Annotated in this window: 19 protein-coding genes and 1 tRNA gene; 12 read left to right on the top strand and 8 right to left on the bottom strand. The window is 71.6% G+C overall.

What is annotated here, in order from left to right; genetic code table 11:
• Positions 1-397: 397 nt before the first annotated feature.
• Both ACGFK0_RS21530 and ACGFK0_RS21525 read right to left on the bottom strand, forming a co-directional pair.
• A tRNA-Lys gene (locus tag ACGFK0_RS21530) sits at positions 398-470 on the bottom strand.
• 43 nt (positions 471-513) lie between these two features.
• On the bottom strand, positions 514-1800 hold the full coding sequence (locus ACGFK0_RS21525; RefSeq protein WP_392907085.1) for a cytochrome P450: 1287 nt from the start codon (positions 1798-1800) through the stop codon (positions 514-516).
• 25 nt (positions 1801-1825) lie between these two features.
• Here ACGFK0_RS21525 and ACGFK0_RS21520 point away from each other — a divergent pair, with 25 nt between their 5' ends.
• Both ACGFK0_RS21520 and ACGFK0_RS21515 read left to right on the top strand, forming a co-directional pair.
• On the top strand, positions 1826-2224 hold the full coding sequence (locus ACGFK0_RS21520) for a PaaI family thioesterase (RefSeq protein WP_392907082.1): 399 nt from the start codon (positions 1826-1828) through the stop codon (positions 2222-2224).
• A 1-nt stretch (position 2225) separates the two neighbouring features.
• Positions 2226-2915, top strand: coding sequence for a dienelactone hydrolase family protein (locus ACGFK0_RS21515; RefSeq protein WP_392907079.1), 690 nt, complete (start codon positions 2226-2228; stop codon positions 2913-2915).
• On the opposite strand, the gene ACGFK0_RS21510 is transcribed toward ACGFK0_RS21515, so the two are convergent.
• Both ACGFK0_RS21510 and ACGFK0_RS21505 read right to left on the bottom strand, forming a co-directional pair.
• On the bottom strand, positions 2910-3761 hold the full coding sequence (locus ACGFK0_RS21510) for an ADP-ribosylglycohydrolase family protein (RefSeq protein ID WP_392907077.1): 852 nt from the start codon (positions 3759-3761) through the stop codon (positions 2910-2912). The two genes, ACGFK0_RS21515 and ACGFK0_RS21510, sit on opposite strands and share 6 nt — an antisense overlap.
• The gene (locus ACGFK0_RS21505; protein WP_392907075.1) at positions 3758-6595 is read right to left on the bottom strand and encodes an ATP-binding protein; all 2838 of its coding nucleotides are present in this window, start codon (positions 6593-6595) and stop codon (positions 3758-3760) included. The genes ACGFK0_RS21510 and ACGFK0_RS21505 overlap by 4 nt, the downstream gene beginning before the upstream one ends.
• 100 nt (positions 6596-6695) lie before the next feature.
• Between ACGFK0_RS21505 and ACGFK0_RS21500 the strand changes: the two genes are divergently transcribed.
• Entirely contained in the window at positions 6696-7769 is a 1074-nt protein-coding gene (locus ACGFK0_RS21500) for an alkene reductase (RefSeq protein WP_392907073.1), read from the top strand.
• A 146-nt stretch (positions 7770-7915) separates the two neighbouring features.
• Here the strand turns inward: ACGFK0_RS21500 and ACGFK0_RS21495 are convergent, their stop codons facing one another.
• The gene (locus tag ACGFK0_RS21495) at positions 7916-8260 is read right to left on the bottom strand and encodes a C40 family peptidase (RefSeq protein ID WP_392907071.1); all 345 of its coding nucleotides are present in this window, start codon (positions 8258-8260) and stop codon (positions 7916-7918) included.
• Positions 8261-9270: 1010 nt separating this feature from the next.
• On the opposite strand from ACGFK0_RS21495, the gene ACGFK0_RS21490 reads away from it, so the two are divergent.
• The 4 genes from ACGFK0_RS21490 (at position 9271) to ACGFK0_RS21475 (ending at position 12306) form a co-directional block, all read left to right on the top strand.
• A complete protein-coding gene (locus ACGFK0_RS21490) occupies positions 9271-10569 on the top strand; it encodes a glycoside hydrolase family 1 protein (RefSeq protein ID WP_392907069.1) in 1299 nt (432 codons plus the stop codon).
• 75 nt (positions 10570-10644) lie between these two features.
• Positions 10645-11265: a hypothetical protein gene (locus ACGFK0_RS21485; protein WP_392907068.1), complete on the top strand. Its 621-nt coding sequence runs from the start codon at positions 10645-10647 to the stop codon at positions 11263-11265.
• A gap of 16 nt (positions 11266-11281) precedes the next feature.
• Positions 11282-11548 carry a BON domain-containing protein gene (locus ACGFK0_RS21480; protein WP_392907067.1) on the top strand — a complete coding sequence of 89 codons (267 nt, stop codon included), beginning with the start codon at positions 11282-11284 and terminating at the stop codon, positions 11546-11548.
• Positions 11545-12306, top strand: coding sequence for a metallophosphoesterase (locus ACGFK0_RS21475; protein WP_392907065.1), 762 nt, complete (start codon positions 11545-11547; stop codon positions 12304-12306). The genes ACGFK0_RS21480 and ACGFK0_RS21475 overlap by 4 nt, the downstream gene beginning before the upstream one ends.
• Positions 12307-12450: 144 nt before the next feature.
• On the opposite strand, the gene ACGFK0_RS21470 is transcribed toward ACGFK0_RS21475, so the two are convergent.
• Positions 12451-13299, bottom strand: coding sequence for an SDR family oxidoreductase (locus ACGFK0_RS21470; protein ID WP_392907064.1), 849 nt, complete (start codon positions 13297-13299; stop codon positions 12451-12453).
• A 219-nt stretch (positions 13300-13518) separates the two neighbouring features.
• On the opposite strand from ACGFK0_RS21470, the gene ACGFK0_RS21465 reads away from it, so the two are divergent.
• Both ACGFK0_RS21465 and ACGFK0_RS21460 read left to right on the top strand, forming a co-directional pair.
• A complete protein-coding gene (locus ACGFK0_RS21465) occupies positions 13519-14292 on the top strand; it encodes an SDR family oxidoreductase (protein ID WP_392907063.1) in 774 nt (257 codons plus the stop codon).
• Positions 14293-14299: 7 nt separating this feature from the next.
• The gene (locus ACGFK0_RS21460) at positions 14300-15160 is read left to right on the top strand and encodes a crotonase/enoyl-CoA hydratase family protein (protein ID WP_392907062.1); all 861 of its coding nucleotides are present in this window, start codon (positions 14300-14302) and stop codon (positions 15158-15160) included.
• Between the two features lie 82 nt (positions 15161-15242).
• Here the strand turns inward: ACGFK0_RS21460 and ACGFK0_RS21455 are convergent, their stop codons facing one another.
• Entirely contained in the window at positions 15243-16577 is a 1335-nt protein-coding gene (locus ACGFK0_RS21455; RefSeq protein ID WP_392907061.1) for an FAD-binding oxidoreductase, read from the bottom strand.
• 122 nt (positions 16578-16699) lie between these two features.
• Between ACGFK0_RS21455 and ACGFK0_RS21450 the strand changes: the two genes are divergently transcribed.
• The 3 genes from ACGFK0_RS21450 (at position 16700) to ACGFK0_RS21440 (ending at position 21858) form a co-directional block, all read left to right on the top strand.
• Positions 16700-20068: a BTAD domain-containing putative transcriptional regulator gene (locus ACGFK0_RS21450; RefSeq protein WP_392907060.1), complete on the top strand. Its 3369-nt coding sequence runs from the start codon at positions 16700-16702 to the stop codon at positions 20066-20068.
• Positions 20069-20103: 35 nt separating this feature from the next.
• On the top strand, positions 20104-20994 hold the full coding sequence (locus ACGFK0_RS21445) for an N-acetylmuramoyl-L-alanine amidase (RefSeq protein WP_392907059.1): 891 nt from the start codon (positions 20104-20106) through the stop codon (positions 20992-20994).
• 90 nt (positions 20995-21084) lie between these two features.
• The gene (locus ACGFK0_RS21440; protein WP_392907058.1) at positions 21085-21858 is read left to right on the top strand and encodes a methyltransferase domain-containing protein; all 774 of its coding nucleotides are present in this window, start codon (positions 21085-21087) and stop codon (positions 21856-21858) included.
• A 43-nt stretch (positions 21859-21901) separates the two neighbouring features.
• On the opposite strand, the gene arfB is transcribed toward ACGFK0_RS21440, so the two are convergent.
• Entirely contained in the window at positions 21902-22327 is a 426-nt protein-coding gene (gene arfB / locus ACGFK0_RS21435; protein ID WP_392907057.1) for an alternative ribosome rescue aminoacyl-tRNA hydrolase ArfB, read from the bottom strand.
• Between the last annotated feature and the right edge of the window lie 86 nt (positions 22328-22413).

Genomic DNA, 22413 nt, shown 5'->3' with positions numbered 1-22413 from the left:
CACCAGCCGCATGGGCCCTCACCTGCATGGATGACATCTTCGGCACCCGCAGGGCCGGAGGTGTGCCATCGCCAGTGTTCACGTTCTTGATCGCGACTGCTCTTCAGGACCGCCTCGGGGAGTGCTCGATGGTGCCGCCCGCGCCGTCATGCGAGCCTGCGGATTCACGCCCGTGGAAGTGCGGTGCTGACTGCTCTGGCGGCTCTGACCGGCGGTGCTGTGGGCGACATGACCGGCTTGGGCGGGCGGAGAGTGCCCGGTTTCGAGGCACTGCCAGGGTGGACGCGGAGCCCGGATCGTGCCGCCGAGCCGCCACCGAGCTGCCACGGGGACGAACTGGGACACATCAGGCGGTGGGCAAGCCGGGCATTCTCGTGTTTGCCCTGGTCAGGATGGGTGGGTCGCGTGGGACTCGAACCCACAGCCTACGGATTAAAAGTCCGGAGCTCTGCCAATTGAGCTAGCGACCCGTCGTGCAAGGGTACCGAGATCGCTGGGGGGTTTGCGACGTGGTTACGGGGTGGAGTTCAGATGGATGGGGAGATGCTTCAGGCCGTTCTGGAAGTTGGAGGCCAGGCGGACGGGGGCGCCGGTGCGGGTGATGCGGTGGGGGAGGAGCTCGCGGAAGACGGCGCGCATCTGGGTGCGGGCGAGGTGGGCGCCCAGGCAGAAGTGGGGGCCGAAGCCGAAGCTGACGTGGTCGTTGGGGGTGCGGGTGATGTCGAAGCGGTCGGGGGAGGGGAAGACGGTTTCGTCGCGGTTGGCTGAGGCGTGGTAGACGACGACCTTGTCGCCGGTGTCGATGTCGTGGCCGGCGAGTTGCAGGGACGTTGTGGCGGTGCGGCGGAAGTCCATGACCGGGGGCCAGTAGCGGAGCATCTCCTCGACGGCGGACGGGAGGAGGGACGGGTCGGCGCGGAGGCGGGCCAGTTCGGACGGGTGGTCGAGGAGGGTGAGGAGGCCGCCGGGGATGCCGTTGCGGAGGGTTTCGTTTCCCGCGACGGCGAAGAGGAAGAACATGTTCTCGAACTCTTGGGTGGTGAGGCCGCCTTGGAGCATGCGGGACATGATGTCGCCGGACGGGTTGGCGCGCTTCTCGGCGGCCAAGGCGTGCGCGTAGGCGAACATGTCGGCCAGGGCCGTGTAGGAGCGGGGGTTGATGGGGCGGCCGTCGGGATGGGTGGAGGTGGCGGGGCGGTACTTCATGGCTTCTCGGGCCATGGGGCTCGTTGAGGCGGCGTCGGCGGTGGAGATGCCGGCGTATTCGTCGTCCTGGTAGCCGATGACGCGGGACGCCCAGTCGTAGAGGAGGCGGCGGTCGGAGTCGGGGACGCCCATGATGTGCGCCAGTGTCCAGACGGGGAGGTCGGCCGCCAGTTCGACGAAGTCGGTTTCCTCGTTGAGGGCCGAGGTGATGAGGGTGTGGGCTCGGGCGTTGATCGTCTCTTCCAGGGCGCGGACGGCGCGGGGGGTGAACGCGGCGGCGACGATGCGGCGCAGGCGGGAGTGGTCGGGCGGGTCCTGGTTGAGCATCATGGCGCGGACGAACGCGAGATCTTCGGGCGTGTCGGGGTCGCGGATCTGGGTGGCGCCGAGATTCGAGGAGAACAGGTCGGGGGAGCGCAGGACGTGTTTGACGTCGGCGTGCCGGAAGACCGCCCAGTAGCCGGGGCCGGCGGGCCAGGGGCCGATGGCGGGTTCGGGGACCCAGGTGACCGGGGATTCGGCGCGCAGCTTCCGGAAGGTCTCGTACGGGACGCCGGTCGTGTAGGTCGACGGCAGGAAGATCTCCTCGTGCATGCCCTCAGCGTGCATCATGTCGGGTGTGACGGTGAAGCCTGAGGAGATCCTGCGTGACAACTTTGCGCCCTGGGTGCTCGATCTGGGGCTGGTCGTCGAGGAGGTGGGTGACGGCACGGCGGTGTTGCGGCTGCCGTGGTCCGATCGGCTGGCCCGGGAGGGTGGGGCGTTGTCCGGGCAGGCGTTGATGGCGGCAGCCGACACGGCGGTGGTGATCGCCGTGTCGGGGGCGAAGGGCGGTTTCGTCCCCATGACGACGGTGCAGCTCAGTACGTCCTTTCAGCGGCCGGTGGTGGGACGTGATGTGCTGGTGGGGGTCGAGGTGACGAAGCTGGGGCGGACGTTGGCGTTCGCGGAGATCGACATGACGGCGGATTCGAAGACCGTCGCGCATGCGAGCGCCGTTTACGCGATCATCGGGTGATATGACGCGCGTTGAGAAGGTCGTTGTCCCGGACGGTGAGTTCAACCTGCACGTGTGGGCTCCGGAGGGCGGGGGGCCGGGGATCCTGCTCGTCCAGGAGATCTTCGGGGTGGGCGAGTACATGGAGGCGGTCGCCGAGGATCTGGTGGCGCTCGGGTATGTCGTGGCGGCGCCCGACATGTTCTGGCGGATCGAGCCGGACTGGGCGGTCGTGCACGACGAGGAGGCTGTCCCGGCGGGGATGTCGATGGTGTCCCGGTTCGACTGGGAGAAGGGCATTGAGGACGCGGCGGCGGCGCTGGCGGTTCTGAAGGGGCTGCCGGGGGTCGGCAAGGCCGGTGTCCTGGGGTTCTGCTTCGGTGGGACCGTCGCGTACCTGCTGGCCGCCAAGGCCGAGGTCGATGCCCTGGTGTCGTTCTACGGGTCGGGCGTTCCGGGTGCTCTGGAGCAGATCGACGCCATCCGGGGGCCGGTGCAGTTCCACTTCGGCGGGAGTGACCCGTACATCCCCCGGGAGGACGTCGCCAAGGTGGAGCGTGCGGTGGACGGACGGGACGGCATGGAGATCCACGTCCAGGAGGACGGCGGGCACGCGTTCCACAACCGGAAGGCGCCGATGTTCCACCAGCCGGAGCCCGCAGAGCGGGCGTGGCGGCTCACCGTGGACTTCCTCGCCCGAACCCTTTCATAGCGCCCAGGACGGCAGCGGTTCGCAGTCGGGCAGCCAGGCGGCGGGGGCGTTTCCGAGGATGCCGCCGACGATGGCGCAGGTGGTGTCGATGTCCCCGCCGGCGGCGGCCGTCGTCCAGAACGCCCGTTCGTAGTCGCGCAGGTGCCGTGCGGCGGCCCAGAGGGCGAACGGGACGGTGTCGTGCGCGGCGACCTGACGCCCGTTGCCGAGGACGGCGGACGCGGTCGACGGGTCACTGACGGTCAGAAGGTGGCGGGCCTCGGTGATACCCGTGCGGACGGTGCCGGAGGGGACATGACGGAGGATCTCGTCGATGAACCTGCCCGGCGGTGGTTCGGTGGGTGCGAGGGCTGCGGCGACGGCCACGGCGATCGCGCCCGCTACTGCCTCGGGGTGGGGGTGCGTTACCTCGGCGGAGAGCATGGCTTGGCCGGCTGCTTCGGCAGGGTCGTCCGCGAACCAGGCGCCGATGGGCGCGACGCGCATCGCGGCGCCGTTTCCCCATGAGCCTGCGCCGTCGAACGGTTCCCTGGCGAGAGTGCGCCAGTCGCCTCCTTCGCGGACGAGCCGCAGAAGACGTCCCGTGGAGGGGCCGTAGCCGCGGTCGAAGTCGTGCCGTTCGGCGAAGCTCGCGGCCAGAGCATCCTGGTCGATGGTGCCGTGCCGGGACAGGACGAGGTAGATGGACGCGGCCATCTCGGTGTCGTCCGTCCATTGCCAAGGCCCAGGGGGAAGTGTCTGCGCCTCGAAGGCGGAACGGTTGGCGGGCACGAAGAACTGGGAGCCCAGGGCGTCCCCCAAGGCGAGGCCCTGGAGTGAGGCGTATGCGCGGGCGCGGGTGGTCATGTGGTGGCGGGTTCCAAGGTGAGGCGGGACAGTTCCCTGCGGGACGAGATGCCGAGCTTCGGGTACGCCTTGTAGAGGTGGTACTCGACCGTTCGCGGGCTGAGGAAGAGTTGCGCGGCTATCTCGCGGCTGCTCGTTCCCTCGGCTGCCATGCGGACGACCTGAAGCTCCTGCGGAGTGAGCCGGTCGAGGAGATCCGGGGCCGTGGGCACGGAAGGGCCCGTTTCGCCGGTGGCCCGCAGTTCGGCGCGCGCGCGGTCCAGCCAGGGGGTCGCATGGAGGCGCTCGAAGATCTCCACTGCGGAACGAAGAAGGACCCGTGCGTCGGAACGGCGGCGTGCCCGCCGCAGCCACTCGCCGTAGAGGAGTTCTGTGCGGGCCCGCTCGAACGGCCGCGTCGACCGCTCGTGCAGCTGGACGGCCCGTGCGTACGGTTCCTCGCTGTCGCCCAGCAGGGCTTCGCAGTGCAGGGCCACGGCGAGGGCCCACGTCTGCTTTCCCGCCTCGGCCCAGGCGCGGAACCGCTCGAAGGGCGCGTAAGCGAGTTCGGGCTGCCCGGAACGCACGGCCGCCTCGACGTGGTCGGCGGCGGAGACCATGCTGCCCGTGCTGTGGCGACGGGGGCCGTGGGCGATCTCGTCGAGGCGGCGCAGCGCGTCGTCGTAGCGGCCGAGGCCGAGGTCGAGCAGCGCGAGGGCGCCGTCGGCGAGGCCGCCGCGCGCCGGGGGCCCGGCTTTGACGAGTGGGGCGATCAGCTCGCGCAGCCGGGTCTCGTCGCCCTCGATCGCCGCGACGCGCGACAGGACGGCGCCGAGCCGGCCCACCCGGTGGGGCCGGCCGGTGTCGCGGGCCAGCGCGATCGCCTCGGCGACGGTGGCCTCGGCGTCCGCGTGCCGACCGGCCGCGATCTGCGCCTGGGCCAGTGTCTGGAGGATGTTCGGAAGCGCGCCGATCAGTCCGTGCCGCCGGGAATGCGCGACCTCGGCGGCCGCCAGTTCCAGCGCGGCCTCGTCCGCACCGATGATCAGCGCGAGCTGCGCGCCGCGCACCAGATCCCCCGCATCGGGGAGGCGGTTCGCTGCGTCGAGGGCGACACTTCCGGTGTCGCGTACGGCGGCCCCGGCACCCTGGAGGGGACCACCGCGACCGGGGCCGGAGTCGCCCGCGCCCGGGACACCTGAGTCGTCTGCGCCGTGGTGGCCGGTGCCGTCGCGGTGAACCCGGCCGCCGCGGATCTCTGCGACCAGCCGCGTGAGGAGCGGAAGGGCGTGAGCGTGGTCGCCGCCGGCCAGGAGGGCGAGCCCGCGGATCATGCGGTCGCCCGGAAGTAGCTCGGCGGCTCGCAGCACGGCGGGCAGCTCACCGGACGTCCATCCGTACACGGCACCGGTCCGCAGCATCGCGGCGCGCTCGTCGGGTGCCGCGCCGGCGGCGTGGTCGACCATCATGCGGGCCGCGGCGCGCGGGTCACCGCGCTCGTACTCGACGGCGGCGTGAACGCGGGCGAGCCGCGCCGGCGCGGCGGGGTCGGCGGTGATCTTGCCCGCCTGGACGGCGAGTTCCTCGGCCTCGTCGAGCCGTCCCGCCTGAAGGATCAGGGAGGCGGCGGAGCCGAGCCGCGCGGCGCGCATGTCCGGGGCGGGCGTCAGGTCCGCCGCCTGGCGGTAGATCGCCGCGGCCGTCGCGTACGCCACGCGGTGGCGAGCCCGCTCCGCCGCGTCCTGCAACTCGGCGGCGACGTCCTCGTCCGGCGCCATGGCCGCGGACGCGCGGTGGCGGGCGCGGCAGTCCGGGTCGTCGGCGGTGTCGGCGAGCGCCTGGTGGACGGCGATGCGCCGCGCGGCGACCGCGCCGTGGTACGACGCCGCCCTGATCAGCGGGTGGCGGAAAACGATGTCGCGGCCGGTGACCGCCACCAGCCGGGCACGTTCGGCCTCCTCCAGATCGGCGAGGCCCACGCCCATGCTGTGCGCCGCGCTCAGCTGCGTCGGCATGTGCCCCCGCCCCTCCGCCGCGGTGATCAGCAGCATCAGCCGGGTTCTCTCCGGGAGGCGGCCGATCTGCGCGCGGAACGAGGCGAGCACCCGGTCGGCGACGGGCAGCGGGTCGGGACCGTCGACGAGGCGGGTCCCGGCGGCGCCCAGTTCCTGCAGGGCGAGGGGGTTGCCGGCCGCCTCCCGGATCACCCTGGCGCGGCGGGTGGGCGTCAGGTCGCGCGCCGCGAGGAGCCGTTCGGCGTCGCCGTGCGCCAGCCTCTCGACGCGCAGCTCGGGCAGTCCGGTGCCGGTGAACGCGTCGTCGCGCGCCGCGAAGAGCATCACCACCCCTTCGGCCGCGAGCCGCCGTGCCGCGAACAGCAGCGCCTCGGCCGTCGCGGTGTCGAGCCACTGTGCGTCGTCGACCAGGACCAGGACCGGGCCGTTCTCTCCGGCGAGGCCGGAGGAGTCGGCGAGGTCGGCGAACAGGGTCAGGACGGCGAGGCCGGTGGTGAAGCTGTCCCGCCCGGGCTCGGCGGACGCGGTGCCCGGCCCGCCGAGGGCGGAGCGCAGCGCGGCGGCCTGCGGGGAGGGGAGGGCGTCCAGCTGGTCCCGGACGGGCCACAGCAGCTGGTTGAGGCCCGCGTACGCGATGGCGGACTCCGCCTCGATGCCGGTGACCCGCAGGACATGCGGGGGCGCGTCCGCCGGAAGGAGACCCGCCGCCTCGGCGAGCAGCGCCGACTTGCCGATGCCGGCCTCCCCGCGCAGGAGGAGCGCGCCGCTGCGGCCGTGCGCGCGTGCCTCGGAGAGCAGCGAGGAGATTCGCGCCTGTTCGTCGTTCCGCCCGTAAAGCACGTGTCCAAACTACGGGCCGAACTACCGAAGTCATACGGATTCGCCTTGTAGCGGACGGCTCGTACGTTCTTGACCAGCGAGAACGCACTAGGAGGACGTCATGCAGGAACTGTTCGAGCCACTGTCCGCGGGGAAGCTGGACCTGCCCAACCGCCTGGTGATGGCGCCGATGACCCGCAGCCGGGCCACTGAGAACGGCACCGTGACCGAGTTGACGGCCGAGTACTACCGGCAGCGCGCCGGCGCCGGGCTGATCATCACCGAGGGCACGCAGCCGAGCGTCCGGGGCCAGGGGTACATCCTCACGCCCGGGCTGCACTCCGGCGACCAGGTGGCGGCATGGCGGACGGTGACCGACGCCGTGCACGGCGAGGGCGGACGGATCTTCGCCCAGCTGATGAACGCGGGCCGCGTCGGCCACCCCGTCCTGTACCCGGACGGCGCGCTGCCGCTCGGGCCTTCGCCGATCGCGTCCGGCGTGCAGTTGTTCACCCCGGACGGGATGCTCGACCACCCCGAGCCTCGTGAGATGACGCCGGCCGACATCGCGCAGGCCGTCGACGATTTCGCCGCGTCGGCGCGCAACGCGATCGAGGCCGGGTTCGACGGGGTGGAACTGCACGGCGCGAACGGCTACCTGATTCAGCAGTTCCTCGCCGACGGCAGCAACACGCGGACCGACGCGTACGGCGGGACGGTCGAGAACCGGGTCAGGTTCGCCGCCGAGGTCGCGCAGGCGGTGTCCGACGCGATCGGCGCCGACCGGGTGGGCTTCCGCGTGTCGCCGGGCGGCACCGCGAACGGCGTCAGCGAAAGCGACACCCCCGAGCTGTACTCGGCGCTGATCGCCGCACTCGCCCCGTACGGCCTCGCCTATCTGCACGTCATGGAGCTGGGCGACCGCGCGACGACCCGCCGGATCCGCGCCGAGTGGCCGGGCGCGCTGATCCTGAACCCGCACCCGACGCCCGAGTCCTTCCCCTCCAGGCCCGAGTACGGCCTGGAGGCCCTGCGGGACGGCGTGGCCGACGCGGTCGCGTTCGCGGAGATGTGGCTGGCCAACCCGGACCTGCCCGCCCGCATCAAGGCCGGCGGCCCCTACAACGAAGCCGACAAGGCGACGTTCTACGGCGGCGACCACCGCGGCTACACCGACTACCCCACCCTGACGTAGTGGCACCAGGCCGCCCCCGGGTGCTGGGCCGGGCATGGCCCGGGGCCAGGAGGGCCGGACCAGGTGCCGGGGCGGCGGCCCGGCCGGGGCCCGGCCCGGCCCCTCACCGGGGGCCAGGGCGGGGCCGGGCCGGGGGCGGGGGAGGATCAGAGGCCGGGGCGGACGCCGCCGTTGAAGTTCCGCTTGTAGTAGGAGTTCAGCTTGATCTTCTTCACCCGCGAGCGGGAGTTGGGCGCGTGGATCATGTAGCCGTGGCCCGCGTAGACGCCCACGTGGGACCGGCCGCTGTAGAAGAACAGCAGGTCGCCCTTGACGGCTCCCTTCCAGGAGACCTTCTTCTTGACGGCGCGGTAGATCTGCTGGCTGGTGCGGGGCATCTTCACGCCGGCCTTGCGCCAGGCGCCTCCGGCGAGGCCCGAGCAGTCCCATGAGCCGGGGCCCGTCCCGCCGTAGCGGTACGGGTCGCCGATCTGCCTCGAGGCGTACTTCACGGCGTAGGCCGCGCGCTTCTTCTGCTTGGCGGCCCGCGACGTGGAGGCCTTCGTGACCGGCGTGGCCGCAAGGGCGGCGTGCCTTTGCGATGGCGCCGCCGCCTCCGCAGGTGCGGCTGTGAGGAGGGACGCTCCCAGCGCCGCGGCCGTGGTGAGGGCGAAGCCGCCAGTGGTGATTCCGGTCTTCGGGGTGATTCGGGGGGTATGCAGAATGACTCCAGACCTCGCGGGTGATGCCTACCGGGCAGCCGTCATCCACGGGGTGTTCACCATGGGTTCGGGATGCTGCGGCCGTGCGGATCCAAAACGTCATCAAGCACGACGCGGGAGAATCAGGGCCGCTTCCGGTTCCGTGCCTCTCGACTGCACGGATTCGGCGACCGACGGCGGCTTTCCGGGAAGGGTCCAGGGGGACGGCCTCGGGGGAGCGTGCCCGCCGCGCACAGGTGGCCAGGCACGTCGCTGCCGCTCGTCGGAGTGCGTGTTCTGTTATCTGGGCGGCCTTCTGAGCCGCATGAACCGAGCAGGAACGTAGGCGGACTCGGGCGAACAAGGCAAATCCTCCTCGGCATTTCCGTGTCGGCAGGCACTGGCAAGGAGACACAAGGCCCCGGGTCGGCCTGCGGCGATTCCGACTCCATTTCGGAATGTGTGATACGCATCACCAATTCCGAATGAAGATCGACGTCCATGCTCGCGTCCCGGGCGACGACAGGTAAGTAGAACAGCGTTCTGTGGAAAACCCGGCCGCCGGGACGGGCATTTGTTTGGTTGATCACAGATCGCTAAATTCCGCCAATGCCTGGCCATTTCAGGCACATCCCCGCAGGGACGGCTGGTGGAGCGGTCGGGCTGGATAGCCGGATTCGGCCAGACCAGGGGGTTGACGGGGACGGCGAAGCCACCTGTAGTCCGATGGAGGATCATGTCCGGTCTCCGGAGGGAGTCCCGTGTTCGGCAGGCCAGGCAGAGCGCGTACCGCGCGTCTCCTCTCAGCACTGACCCTGTCGGTGGCGCTTGCGCTTGCCGCCGCATCCCCTGCGACCGCCCAGGACGAGCCGGCGACGGCCAAGTTCCCGCCCGGCTTCCTCTGGGGTGTCTCCACGTCCGGGTTCCAGAGCGAAGGGTCTTTCCCGGACAGCAACTGGACGAGGTACGCGGAGCAAGGGGCGTACGGGGTGGAGCACCCGTACGGAGGCTCCGTCGATTTCCGGCACCGCTACCCCGGTGACCTGAAGCTCGCCAAGGGCCTCGGCGTGGACGTCTTCCGCACGTCCATCGAGTGGTCGCGGATCGAGCCGCGCCGGGGGCACCGCGACCCGGACGCGATCGCCTACTACGACGACCTCATCCGCCAGATCAAGGCGAACGGGATGCGGCCGATGCTCACGCTCGACCACTGGGTGTACCCGGGGTGGGTGGCGGACCAGGGCGCCTGGGACAACCCGCGTACGCAGGAGGACTGGCTGCGCAACGCCGAGTTCGTCGTCAACCGCTACAAGGACCAGGACGTCATCTGGATCACGTTCAACGAGGCCAGCGCATACATCTACAAAGAACTGACGACCCGCCCCATGCACATCGGGCAGATGCTGACGATGCGCGACGCCCTCATCAAGACCCACCGTGCCGCCTACGACCTGATTCACAGGATCGACCCGGACGCCATGGTGTCGAGCAACGTCGCGTACGGGACGCTCCTCAACGGCATCTTCGACGCGGCCCTGTTCAACGACGTCACCGACAAGCTCGACTTCATCGGGATCGACTACTACTACGGCGCGAACTTGGAGAACTTCAGCGCCGTGTACTCCCTCACCGGCGAGTTCTGGAAGATCGACCCGGAGCCGGAGGGGCTGTACTACGTCCTCAAGAACTATCAGCGCCGGCTACCGCATCTGCCCGTCTACATCGTCGAGCACGGCATGCCGACCGACAACGGCAAGCCGCGCCCGGACGGTTACACGCGCACGGACCATCTGCGTGACCACCTCTACTGGGTCCAACGGGCGATGGCCGAGGGCGTCAAGATGATGGGCTACAACTACTGGAGCCTCACGGACAACTACGAATGGGGCAGCTACCGGTCGCGTTTCGGCCTGTACACGGTGGACGTGCTGACCGATCCGTCCTTGACGCGCCGTCCGACCGACGCCGTCGCGACCTACCGGTCGATCATCGCCAACCAGGGTGTTCCGGCCGGGTATGTGCCGGTACGCGAGCCGGGCTGGTGCTCGATCGAAGACCCCATCGCCACCTGTCTCGGCACGACGCCGACGCCGCCCGCCGAATACCGCGTCCCGGGGTGACGGGCGAGGCATGACCCGCGCGTCCCCGGGTACCGCCATCGCGACCGTTACCGACCAGAGGATCGCGTGGGGGATGTGCGGACAGAACCCAAGCTCATGGGCCGCGGGTCCGGTACCGCGGGTCCGGGCCCAGGCTCGGGCGGCGCGGCGGACGGCCTGCTGCTGAGCCTGAAGCGCGCCGCCGCCGCGCTCCGGGACGCCGGCATCGGGTACGCGCTCGCCGGCGGGTTCGCCGCGTACGCGCACGGTGCGGCCGTGTCGACGCACGACGTCGACTTCGTGGTGCGCGAGCGGGACGTCCAGGGGGCGCTGGACGCGCTCGCCGCCGCGGGCATGACGCACATGGAGAGCCCGGAGAACTGGCTGGAGAAGGCGCGCGACGGTGAGTACCTCATCGACCTGATCCACACTCCGTCGGGCCGTCCCGTGGACGGGGAACTGCTCGGGCGGGCGGAGGAGATGACGGTCGCGGCGGTGTTCATGCCCGTCCTGCCCGCGACCGACCTGATGATCATGAGGCTGCTGGCGTTCACCGAGACCGCGTGTGACTTCAGCGGATTCCTGCACGTGAGCCGGGCGCTGCGGGAGCAGGTGGACTGGCGGCGCGTCGCCGCCGAGACGGCGCGATCCCCTTACGCCTACGCCTTCCTGACGCTGCTCGCCCGCCTCGGCGTCATCGAGGAGGGCGTCCTGTGACCGAGAGGAGACGGTGGTGACCGGAAGGGACCGCGGCGTGGCCGATCTGCCCGGCTACCTGTCCGCGCACATTCAGGAGAGGCTCGCGAACGAGGCGCACGAGCTGGGCATTCGCGTCGACATTCGCGGTGACGTGGTGCATCTGCGCGGCGAGGTGGTGAGCGAGGAGCGGCGGGGGGACGTGGAGGCGGCCGCCCGGGCCGTCGCTGAGGGCCGCGAGATCTGCAACGAGGTTCACGTCGTCGCGGTCGCCGAGCCGGAGGGGGAGGAGAGGATTTCATGATCCGTGTGGCTGCGGCGGGGGACCTGCACGTCGGGCCGGAAGTCGCCGGGGCGTACCGGCGGCACCTGTCCGCGCTGGCCGACCAGGCGGACGTGTTCCTGGTCGCCGGCGACCTGACCAGGCACGGGACGGTCGAGGAGGGCCGCGTCGCGGCGGGTGAGCTGCGCGATGCCGGGGTCCCGGTGGTCGCGGTCCTCGGCAACCACGACTACCACTCCGACGCCGAGGAGGAGATCGCGGACGTGCTGCGCGACGCCGGTGTGACCGTCCTGGAGGGGGACGGGACGGTCCTGGACTGCGGCGGGACGAGGCTCGGCATCGCGGGCGGCAAGGGGTTCGGCGGCGGGTTCGAGGGCAAGTGCGCCAGCGACTTCGGCGAACCGGAGATGAAGGCGTTCGTCGCGCACACCAAGGACTTCGCCGGACGGCTGGGCGCGGCGCTCCTGGGCCTGGACGCGGACGTGATCATCAGCCTGACGCACTACTCGCCCGCCGAGGACACCCTTCAGGGCGAGCCGCCGGAGATCTATCCCTTCCTTGGCAGCTACCTGCTGGGTGAGGCGATCGACTCGGCCGGTGCCGACCTCGCCGTGCACGGCCACGCGCATAAGGGAACGGAGAAAGGCCTCACACAGGGCGGGGTCCGGGTGCGGAACGTCGCCCTGCCCGTACTGCAGCACGCCTACGCGCTGTACCGCCTGGACACCTCGGAGGCGGCCGGGCGTCACCGCGTCCAGGAGAGCGTCTCCGCTTGGTGAAGCGCGTGGCTCTGGGGGGAGGGACGGTGGGCGATCGTGAGATCTCGTGGAGGGGAGGGATCTCGCGGTCGCCCATCTCGGCCTGTCCGCTCTCGGTCAGTCAGCGCCGCGGAGCAAGTCGAGGACGGCACGTTCGGCGGGGCCTCAGCCCGGATGGATCTCGCCGCCTGCGGGCACCAGCGTCTGCCCGGTGTAGTACGACGACTGGCGGTTGGACGCGAAGAACACGTAGGACGGCGCGATCTCGTCGGGGTCGGCGGCGCGCCCCATCGGTGCCTGCTGCCCGAAGCCCTCGACGCGTTCCTCATCGAACGTGGCCGGAATCAGCGGCGTCCAGACGGGGCCGGGGGCGACGCAGTTGACGCGGATCTCGCGGTCCATGAGGTTCTGGGCGAGGCACTCCATCAGCGTCATGGCGGCCGCCTTGCTGGCGGAGTAGTCGATGAGCGTCTTGTTGCCGCGCAGCCCGTTGATGGACCCGGTGATGATGATGGACGACCCCGGCCCCATGTGGTCGAGGGCCTGCTGGACGGTCCAGAACAGCGCGAAGACGTTGACGTCGAACGTCCGGCGGAGTTGGGCGTCGTCGATCTCGCGGACGTCCTTCACCGGCGTCTGCGTCCCATGGTGGAGGACGAGCAAATCGAGCCCGCCGAGGTCGCGGACGGCGCGTTCGACGACCTCGCGGCAGTGCCGTTCCTCGGCCAGGTCGCCGCCGAACGTGAAGCAGCGGCGTCCGGCCGCCTCGACCAGGCGCGCGGTGTGCCGGGCGTCGTCGTCCTCCTCCAGGTACGTGATCGCGACGTCGGCGCCCTCCTTGGCGAACGCGACGGCGGTGGCGCGTCCGATGCCGGAGTCGCCGCCGGTGATGAGGGCGCGTCGCCCGTCCAGCAGGCCGCTCCCGGCGTAGTCGCGCATCTCGTCACGGGGTTCGGGTGACATGTCCCCGGTCCGGCCGGGGTATGGCTGGCTCTGTGCCGGTCGCTCGCTCATGGCTCAGTCCCCCTTGTGGGGCGTCGACCCCCATGCCTGCCGGTTCGGTTGGCTCATGGGGTGCGAGTGCCCGGGGCAGCGGGGAGCAAACGCGACCCCTATTGTGACTGTTGAGTAACATCGTGCTCCGCAATCCGCCGGGGTGTGAGCAGAGCGCGGGATGACTTCTGGGTAACATCATCCCGAACCACATTCGGTCCCTGACGTAAGGTGCTGCTTATGGACCTGAACGGAGTTTCCGCCGTCGTATCCGGTGGCGCGAGCGGTCTCGGTGAGGCCACCGTCCGCGCGCTGGCCGCCGACGGCGCCAAGGTGGTCATCGCCGACCTGAACGAGGAGAAGGGCAAGGCCCTCGCCGACGAGATCGGCGGTGTCTTCGTCAAGACGGACGTGTCGAACGAGGAGCAGGTGCAGGCCGCCGTCCAGGCCGCCGTCGACACCGGCAACCCGCTGCGCGTCATCGTCAACAGCGCCGGCATCGGCTGGGCGTCGCGGACCGTGAACCGCGACGGCACCCCGCATGACCTCGCCTCCTACGAGACCGTCATCCGGATCAACCTGATCGGCACCTTCAACCTGATGCGGATCGGCGCCGCCGCCATCTCCAAGACCGAGCCCGCCGACGCCGACGGCGCCCGCGGCGTGGTGATCAACACCGCGTCCATCGCCGGCCTGGAGGGCCAGACCGGGCAGCTCGCCTACTCGGCGTCCAAGGGCGGCATCATCGGCATGACGCTGCCGGCGGCGCGCGACCTCGCCGCGATCGGCGTCCGGGTGAACACCATCTGCCCGGGCATCATCGACACCCCGATCTACGGCGAGGGCGAGGCCGCGGACGCGTTCAAGGCCAAGCTCGCCGCGCCCGTCCCGTTCCCGAAGCGGATGGGCAAGGCGTCGGAGTTCGCGCACCTCGTCAAGTCCCTGGTCGAGAACGACTACATGAACGGCGAGACCATCCGCTTCGACGGCGGTATCCGCTTCCAGCCGAAGTGAGGCCCGAATGACCGACGCTGTATCGCCCGAGGGGGGACGACCCCCCACGCCCCCCGGAAACGCCGCTGTATCGCCCGAGGGGGGACGACCCCCCACGCCCCCCGGAAACGCCGCTGTTCTGACCGAAGAAGACGGCGCCGTCCTCGTCATCACCATCAACCGCCCCGAGGCCCGCAACGCGGTCAACGGCGAGGTGGCGCGGGGCATCGCGGCGGCCGTCGACGAGCTCGACTCCCGCAAGGACCTGTCCATCGGCATCCTCACCGGCGCCGGCGGGACGTTCTGCGCCGGCATGGACCTGAAGGGCTTCCTGACGGGCGACAACCCGACCGTCGAGGGACGCGGGTTCGCCGGCATCACCGAGCGTCCGGCGGCCAAGCCGCTGATCGCCGCCGTCGAGGGCTACGCGCTCGCCGGCGGCTGCGAGGTCGCGCTGTCCTGCGACATGATCGTCGCGGCGAAGGACGCCCAGTTCGGGCTTCCGGAGCCGAAGCGCGGCCTGGTCGCGGCGGGCGGCGGCCTCCTGCGGCTGCCGCAGCGCATCCCGTTCCACATCGCCATGGAGATCGCCCTGACCGGCGACAAGTACCCGGCGGAGCGGATGGCCGAGCTCGGGTTCGTCAACCGGCTCGCCGAGTCGGGTGGTGCGCTGGCGGCGGCCAAGGAGCTGGCCCTGAAGGTCGCCGAGAACGCGCCGCTGGCGCTCGCGGCGACCAAGAAGGTCATCGTCGAGTCCGCGGACTGGTCGTCGGACGAGGCGTGGAAGAAGCAGCAGGACATCGTGCTGCCCGTCTTCACGTCCAAGGACGCCCAGGAGGGACCGGCGGCGTTCGCCGAGAAGCGCAAGCCGAACTGGAAGGGCGAGTAGCCCCACCACCGGCCCGACCCGTACGCCGAGACGCCCGGAATCAACTGGTTCCGGGCGTCTCGACGTATGTGGTGCACGAGCCTCAGCGGAGGACGGGGAAGTTGCTGCGGAACACGCCGTGCGGGTCGCGGCGGCGCTTCAGGTCGCGCAGCCCGGCGAGCGTCCCGGGTGTGAACGCTTTCGCGGCCCGCTCGCCGGGGGCGAGGAAGGTGAACGGCTTGCGGCCCGTCGTGTACGGGACGAGGGCGTTCGCGATCTCCTGCTGGCGGTCGCGCACGGCCGTCCCGCCGTCCTCGCCGGGGACGCCGAACATGTAGAGGGCGAACGGCTCGTCCAGATGCCCGGCGGGCGTGCCGGACGGACGGGCCAGCGCGCCGCCGAGGTGCCGCAACTGGACGCTGAGCAGCGGGTCGATGGGGCGTTCCAGCAGCGCCGCCGCCACGTCGTCCGTCAGTTCGGTCAGCAGTTCCGCGCGGGACCGCCCGGGGCCCGGGTCGGTCGGCTCGGCCGTGATCGACCCGAGGTCGGCGACCGGCAGCGGCGCGCGGGTATCGGAGATCCTTCCGGGGATCTTGTCGAGCGGACGCAGAAGCGCCTCCGCGTCGCCCCCGTCGCCGAGGAAGGCGCTGTCGACCGCCGCCAGCGGCGCCGCACCCGGGAACTGCAGCAGCTCGTACCAGGCGGTCAGCTCCTCCGGGGCCGCCGCGGTGATCTCCCGGTAGGCGTCCAGGACGGCGGGGGCCTGGTCGGCGGGCCACAGCATCCGTCCACCGTGCAGCCGCGGCGCCGGATGCAGGGCGAACTCGATCGCGGTGACGATCGCGAAGTCGCCGCCCCCGCCGCGCAGCGCCCAGAACAGGTCCGGGTCGGTCTCGGACGTCACACGGGAGCGGGCCCCCGCCGCGTCCACGATGTCGAACGCGCGGACGCTCCCGGACGCCCACCCGTACTTGCGGCCGAACCAGCTCAGCCCGCCGCCGAGGGTGTAGCCGGTCACGGTGACCACCGGGCTGCTGCCCGCGAGACCGGTCAGGCCGTGCGGGCTCGCCGCCTCCAGGACGCGCCCCCAGGCGACGCCCGCGCCGGCTCGGGCGATCCGCTCGTCCGGACGGATCTCCAGCTCGTTGAGACGTGCGGTGCGGAGCAGGATCACGTCACCGGGGTCGCCGGGGCCGCCGGCCGCACCGAGGTCGCCGGCCGCGCCGTGGCCGCTCGGCTGTGCCGCGATGGTCAGCCCGGCGAGGCGTGTGTGCCGGACGAGGGCGGCCACGTCGTCGGCGTCGGCGGCCTCGACCACGGCTCCGACGGGCTGGTCCACCGCGAGGTTCCAGGGGCGCCGCGCGCCTTCGAATCCGCCGTCGCCCGCCGCGAACACCCGGCCCCGGACCACGCCGCGCAGTTCGTCCCCGATATTCATGTTTCTCCTCTTCGTCGTCGTGTTCGTCATCTGGGGTTCAGCGTGCCCGCCGGCGGCTGGGATCGAGCTGGGATCGAGTTGAGGTGCCCGTAAGCTGGGCACTCGCACGATTCGGGAGGGTGATGGCGAAGGGACCGGTGTTCCGGCTGTTCGGCCCGCTCGAGGTCGCGGACGGCTCGGGACACGCGCTCGACCTCGGTACGCGCAAGCAGCGCGCGCTGGTGGCGATGCTGGCGCTGGAACCCGGCCGCGTGGTGTCCCTGGACCGGCTGATCGACGAGCTGTGGGCCGGGGAGCCGCCCGCCCGGGCGACCCGGACGCTGCAGGCCTACATCGCGCACCTCCGCAAAGTGCTGGAGCCCGGCAGGGCGCCGCGGACACCGCCGTCCGTCCTGCTGACCCGTGAGCCCGGCTACCAGCTCGCCGTCCCGCCGGGACGGATCGACCTGTGGCGATTCACCGCCTGGGCGGAGGAGGGCCGCGAGGCACTCGCCCGTGGCGCGCACGCGGAGGCCGTCGAGGCACTGGACCGGGCCCTCGACCTGTGGCGCGGTGACCCGCTGGGGGAGTTCGCCGACCAGGAGTTCGCCCGCCCCGCCGCCGCCCGCCTCACCGAACTGCGCGCGGCCGCGCTGGAGGACCGGTTCGACGCCCGGCTCGCGCTCGGCGAGACCGCCTCCCTGGTCCCGGGGCTGGAGGCGCTCGTCGAGGACGCGCCTTACCGGGAGCGCACGTGGTCCCTGCTCGTCCTCGCGCTCTACCGGGCCGGACGTCAGGCCGACGCCCTGGCCGCGCTGCGCCGCGTGAGAGCACGCCTGTCGGACGACCTCGGGCTTCGTCCGGGGCCCGAGCTCCAGGAGCTGGAGCGGGCGGTGTTCGACCAGTCGCCCGACCTCCGCCTCCCCCCACGCGAGGCACAGCGCAAGCCGCCGGGTGAGGCGGCGTTCGCCACGGTAGGGTCCGCCACGGCGGGGTCCGTCGTGGCGGGCCCGGAACCGGATGGGGACGGGCTGGTGGCACGGTCGGCGCAGATGGCGCTGGTCGAACGGTGTCTCGGCGAGGCCCGGCGCGGGCGGGGCGGTGTCGTCCTGGTGACCGGGGAAGCCGGCATCGGCAAGACCCGGCTCGTTCATGCCGCCGCAGACCTGGCCGCCGCCCGGGGATTCCGCGTCGCGTGGGGACGCTGCGTCGACGGCACCGCGCCCGCGTTCTGGCCGTGGAGGCAGATCGTCCGCGAGGCGGGGGACGAGTCCGGGCTGCTCACCGCGGAGACGATCTCCCCCGAACCGGACTCCCGTGAACCGGGCTCGCCCGAACCGGACTCCCGCGGGCAGGACCCCGGTGCCGCCTTGTTCGCCCTGTTCGAGCAGGTCGCCGACGTTCTGACGCGGGACGAGACACCGCTGACGGTCGTCCTGGACGATCTGCACTGGGCGGATGTGTCGTCGCTGCGGCTGCTGTCCTTCGTGGCGGACGCGGCCGTCCGGCACCGGCTGCTGGTCTTCGTCACGTGCCGCCCCGAACCCGGCGATCATCCGGCCGCGCTCCGCGACACCCTGGCCGGGCTGTCGCGGTCGGCCGAACGTGTGGAGCTGAGCCCGTTCACCGCGGAGAACGTGGCGTCCTACCTGCGCGTGAGGGGCGTCACCGAAGAACCCGGCCTGGTGGAGACCCTGCTGGACAGGACCGGCGGCAACCCCTTCTACCTCGGCGAGGTCCTGCGCCTGTGCGGCAGCGAGGGGATGGAGACCGTGCCGAGCGGCGCGCGGGACGTGATCGAACGCCGCGTGGCCCGCCTGCCGGAGGAGACGCGGGCACTGCTGCGCGCCGCCGCGGTCGCCGGACGCGACGTCGGCATCGACCTGCTCGAAACGGTCACGGACATGACACCCGAGCAGGTCATGACGGCGCTGGAACCGGCGATCGCGACCGGCCTGCTGGTCGAGCCGCCCGCCGGGACGGTGGGGCCGGCCCCCGACTACCGGTTCGCGCACGCTCTCGTGCGCGAGGCGCTCTACGCGGGGCTGAGCCGGCTGGAGCGATCGCGGCTGCACCTGCGGGTGGGGGAGGCGCTGGAACCCGTCCTTCCGGAAGCGGAATCGGCCACGCTCGCGCACCACTTCGCCCAGGCCGCGAAGCTGGGCGGTACGGACAGGGCCGCCAGGGCGGACAAGGCGGCCGAGCACGCGTCCCGCGCGGCCCGGCACGCGACGGGCCAGCTCGCGCACACCGAGGCCGTCGACCTGTGGGCTCTCGCGCTCTCCGTCCTCCCGCCGGGCCGGGACGCCGAACGGGCCAGGATCCGCACCGAACTCGGCCAGGCCCGCCGCACCGTCGGTCGGCCGGAGGAGGCGCGCCGCGACTGGGAGGACGCGATCCGCATCGCCCGCACGATCGGCGACCGCGACGCACTGATCCCCGCGGTCACCGCCATCGGCGGACCGTCCCTGTGGAACTGGCGGCCGTACGGCGTCGTCGACGGCGAGATGGTCGCGGTCATCGAGGATCTCCTCGCCGGGCCGCTGCGCGACGCCGACCGGGCGGCGCTTCTCGGTGCCCTCGCACTCGAACTGCACTACGGCCCGCGCAGCGCCGAGGGCGAACGCCACGCCGCCGAGGCGGTCGACATCGCCAGGAGGACCGCGGACGTCCCGCTCCTCGCCCGGACGCTGAACAACTATCTGCTCGCGGCGTTCCGTCCCGGCCGCAACGCCGAGCGGCGCGCTGCGGCGGAGGAGCTGGCGAACCTGCCCGGCCTCCCGGTCAGCGGCGAGGTGATGGCGCGCGTGTTCCTGATGTCCTGCCTGCTGCGCGACGGCGACGTGCCCGGCTGGGACCGCGAACTGGCCCGCTGCGAGACCCTCCTCGGCGCGGCGCCCCGGCCCGAGCTGGAGTCGATGGTCCGTGTCGCGCAGACGGCGCGCAGCACCCTGGACGGGCGGTGGGACGAGGCCGAGGCACTGCTCGCCCACGACATGCGGTTCGGCTCGGCGCTCTGGGGCAGCCGGTTCCGCCGGCTGGTCACGACGTTCACGTGCCGCCGCGCTCAAGGCCGTGTCCCCGAGGTACTGGACGAGCTGATCGCCGCTGCAGAGGAACCCCATCTCGTTCCGCTGCGCCCCGTCGCCGTCCTGGCGGCCGTCGAAGCGGACCGTCCCGCACTGGCGCATGAGCTGATCGGCCGCTGGGGAACCGGCATTCCCGACGACTGGGTCGCCGATTTCCTCATCCCGGTCTGGGGCCTGGTCGCCGCCCGCCTGGGCACCCCCGACCCCGGTGACCTGTATCGCCGTCTCCTCCCTCATGCGGACCAGTTCGTCGTCGCCGGCATGGGGACCGCATGCTGGGGATCCACCCACCTCGTCCTGGCCGAACTGGCGCGCCGCACAGGCGACGACGACGCGGCTCGCGATCACGCCCGCGCGGCCCACGAAGTGCACGAACAGCACGGATTCGGCTACGGGGTGTTACGAGACACCGAAAGCCCGTAGGCTCGTTACCGGAATCGACCCCCCGGGAGAGACCCATGGACATCATCAGCCGGGCGGAATGGGACGCCCGGGCCCCCCGATCCCGCACCGAAGTCAGCTGGTCCCAGCGGACCGAGTTCGTCGTCCACTACTCCGAAGGCCCCACCGACCAGTCGGTGCGCAGCATCCAGGACTTCCACATGGACGGCCGGGGCTGGGCCGACATCGGCTACAACTTCCTCGTCGACGTCGGCGGCCGGATCTACGCGGGCCGCGGCTGGCTGGTCGTCGGCGCGCACGCCCCGGACCACAACACCTCCGGCATCGGCGTGTGCATGATCGGCCGGGACGGCGACGCCACCGCCGCCGCGAAACGGTCCATCCGCCGGCTGTACGACGAAGCGGGCCGGCGCGGGGGCCGCGACCTGAAGAAGCTCGGCCACCGTGACGTGTACGCGACGAGCTGCCCCGGTGACGAGCTGTACGCCTGGGTACGGGCCGGGATGCCCGCAGACTTAGATGACGTGCCCGACTACGTCTCCGTCTCGATGGACGCCGAGCAGGCCCTCCCGCCGAACACGTGGGTGACGATCGACTGGGGCCGCGAGCACTCCGACCGCGACCATCACCACCGGGACGCCGGCGGACCGTCCTTCGTCGAGGGCCCCGCCCGCTACGCCTTCACGGCCAACGTCCAGGTGGACGGCCTGGCCCCCGGAACCGGGCTGCGCGCCCGCGCGATCGAGCACGCCGACTCTGGCGGCGACGTCGCGGGCGGCCCCGTCGCCGAATACATCGCGGGCAAGGGCTCGACCCTCGTCCACTACAGCCTCCCGGCGGACACCGTCGGCGACGGGTACCGGGTCCGTTTCCAGGTCATCCACCACGGCACCGAGACCGCCCGCATCACCTCGGGCACCGCCAAGGCCCTCGCCTGGCCCACCTGACCCCCGTCCTGGCCGCTTCGCCCGGGGCCGGAAGCCGTACGACCGGGTTCGCTTGACTTCAAGTGGACTTTAAGTGGCAGGGTCTGGGGCATGGACAAGACTCGGACGACAGGCCGAACCGACGACGAATCCGACGCCCTCATCGCCCTGCTCGACATCGCGGACAACATCCCCGGGGCGCGCGAACTTCGTGCCCGTTCGTACGAGTTGCTCGGCATCGCGCCGGATGCGGCGGTGGTCGACGTCGGATGCGGATCCGGCCGGGCGGCCGTCGAGATGGCCGAGCGGGGCGCACGGGCGGTCGGCATCGACCCCGACGAGCGGATGATCGCGGTGGCGGCCGAGCGCTGGCCCACCGCGGACTTCCGCGTGGCGGACGCCTACGATCTGCCCTTCGCCGACGGCGAACTGCACGGCTACCGGGCGGACAAGGTGTACCACGTCCTGGACGACCCTTCCCGCGCGATCGGCGAGGCACGGCGCGTGCTCGCCCCCGGCGGGCGCATCGCGCTGATCGGGCAGGACTGGGACACCTTCGTCATCGACGCCGACGACGCCGCGCTCACCCGCACCATCGTGCACGCTCGCGCCGACCGGGTCCCCACCCCCCGGGTCGTCCGCCGCAGCCGCAACCTCCTCCTCGATGCGGGCTTCGCCGACGTCACCGTCGAGGCCCACACCTGGATCTTCACCGATGCGGCGATGGTTCCCGCGCTGGCCGGCCTCGCCGAAGGGGCGCGCTCGGCCGGAGCGATCAGCGACGCGCAGGCCGAAGCCTGGGTCGCCGAGCAGCGTGAACGGGGACGGCGCGGGCGGATGTACCTCGCCCTCCCGCTGTTCGTGACCGCGGCCACGCGCCGATGACCGCCCGGCGCGCAGGGAAGACGGACGGATGTCAGCGGGGTGGTCAGTCCCAGCGGGTGGAGCGTTGGCGCTTGATGTTGGCGCGGCGCTTCTTGTTCTCCAGGCGGCGTTCGTTGATGCCGCGGGGGACCTTCTTGGGAATGCGCTTCTTCGGGGGCGGGGCCGTGGCCTCGGCGAGGATCGTGGCCAGGCGGGTGCGTGCGGCGTCGCGGTTGCGGAGCTGGGAGCGGTACTCCTCGGCGCGGACGGTGAGGACGCCGCGGACGAGGCGGCCGGCCAGGCGTTCCAGCGCTCGGGACTTCAGGGTGTCGGGGAGGGACGGGGAGTTCGCGACGTCGAAGGAGAGCTCGGCGGCGGTGGCGCTGGTGTTGACGTGCTGCCCGCCCGGCCCCGAGGAACGGGAGAAACGCCAGCTCAGCTCGGACTCCGGGATGGAGACCGAGCCGCGGACATGGATCTGGTCGGGCATGTCCCCATTGTCGCAGGGGAGGGTGATCTTGTCGTACGAGTTACCCCCGATGGCGGCAAACTGCAAGCACTTACTTACAATGAACG

Source organism: Spirillospora sp. NPDC048823, from assembly GCF_043198445.1.
Lineage (GTDB): Bacteria > Actinomycetota > Actinomycetes > Streptosporangiales > Streptosporangiaceae > Spirillospora.
The sequence above is the reverse complement of the archived record's forward strand: the minus strand, read 5'-3'. Positions and strand labels throughout refer to the sequence as shown.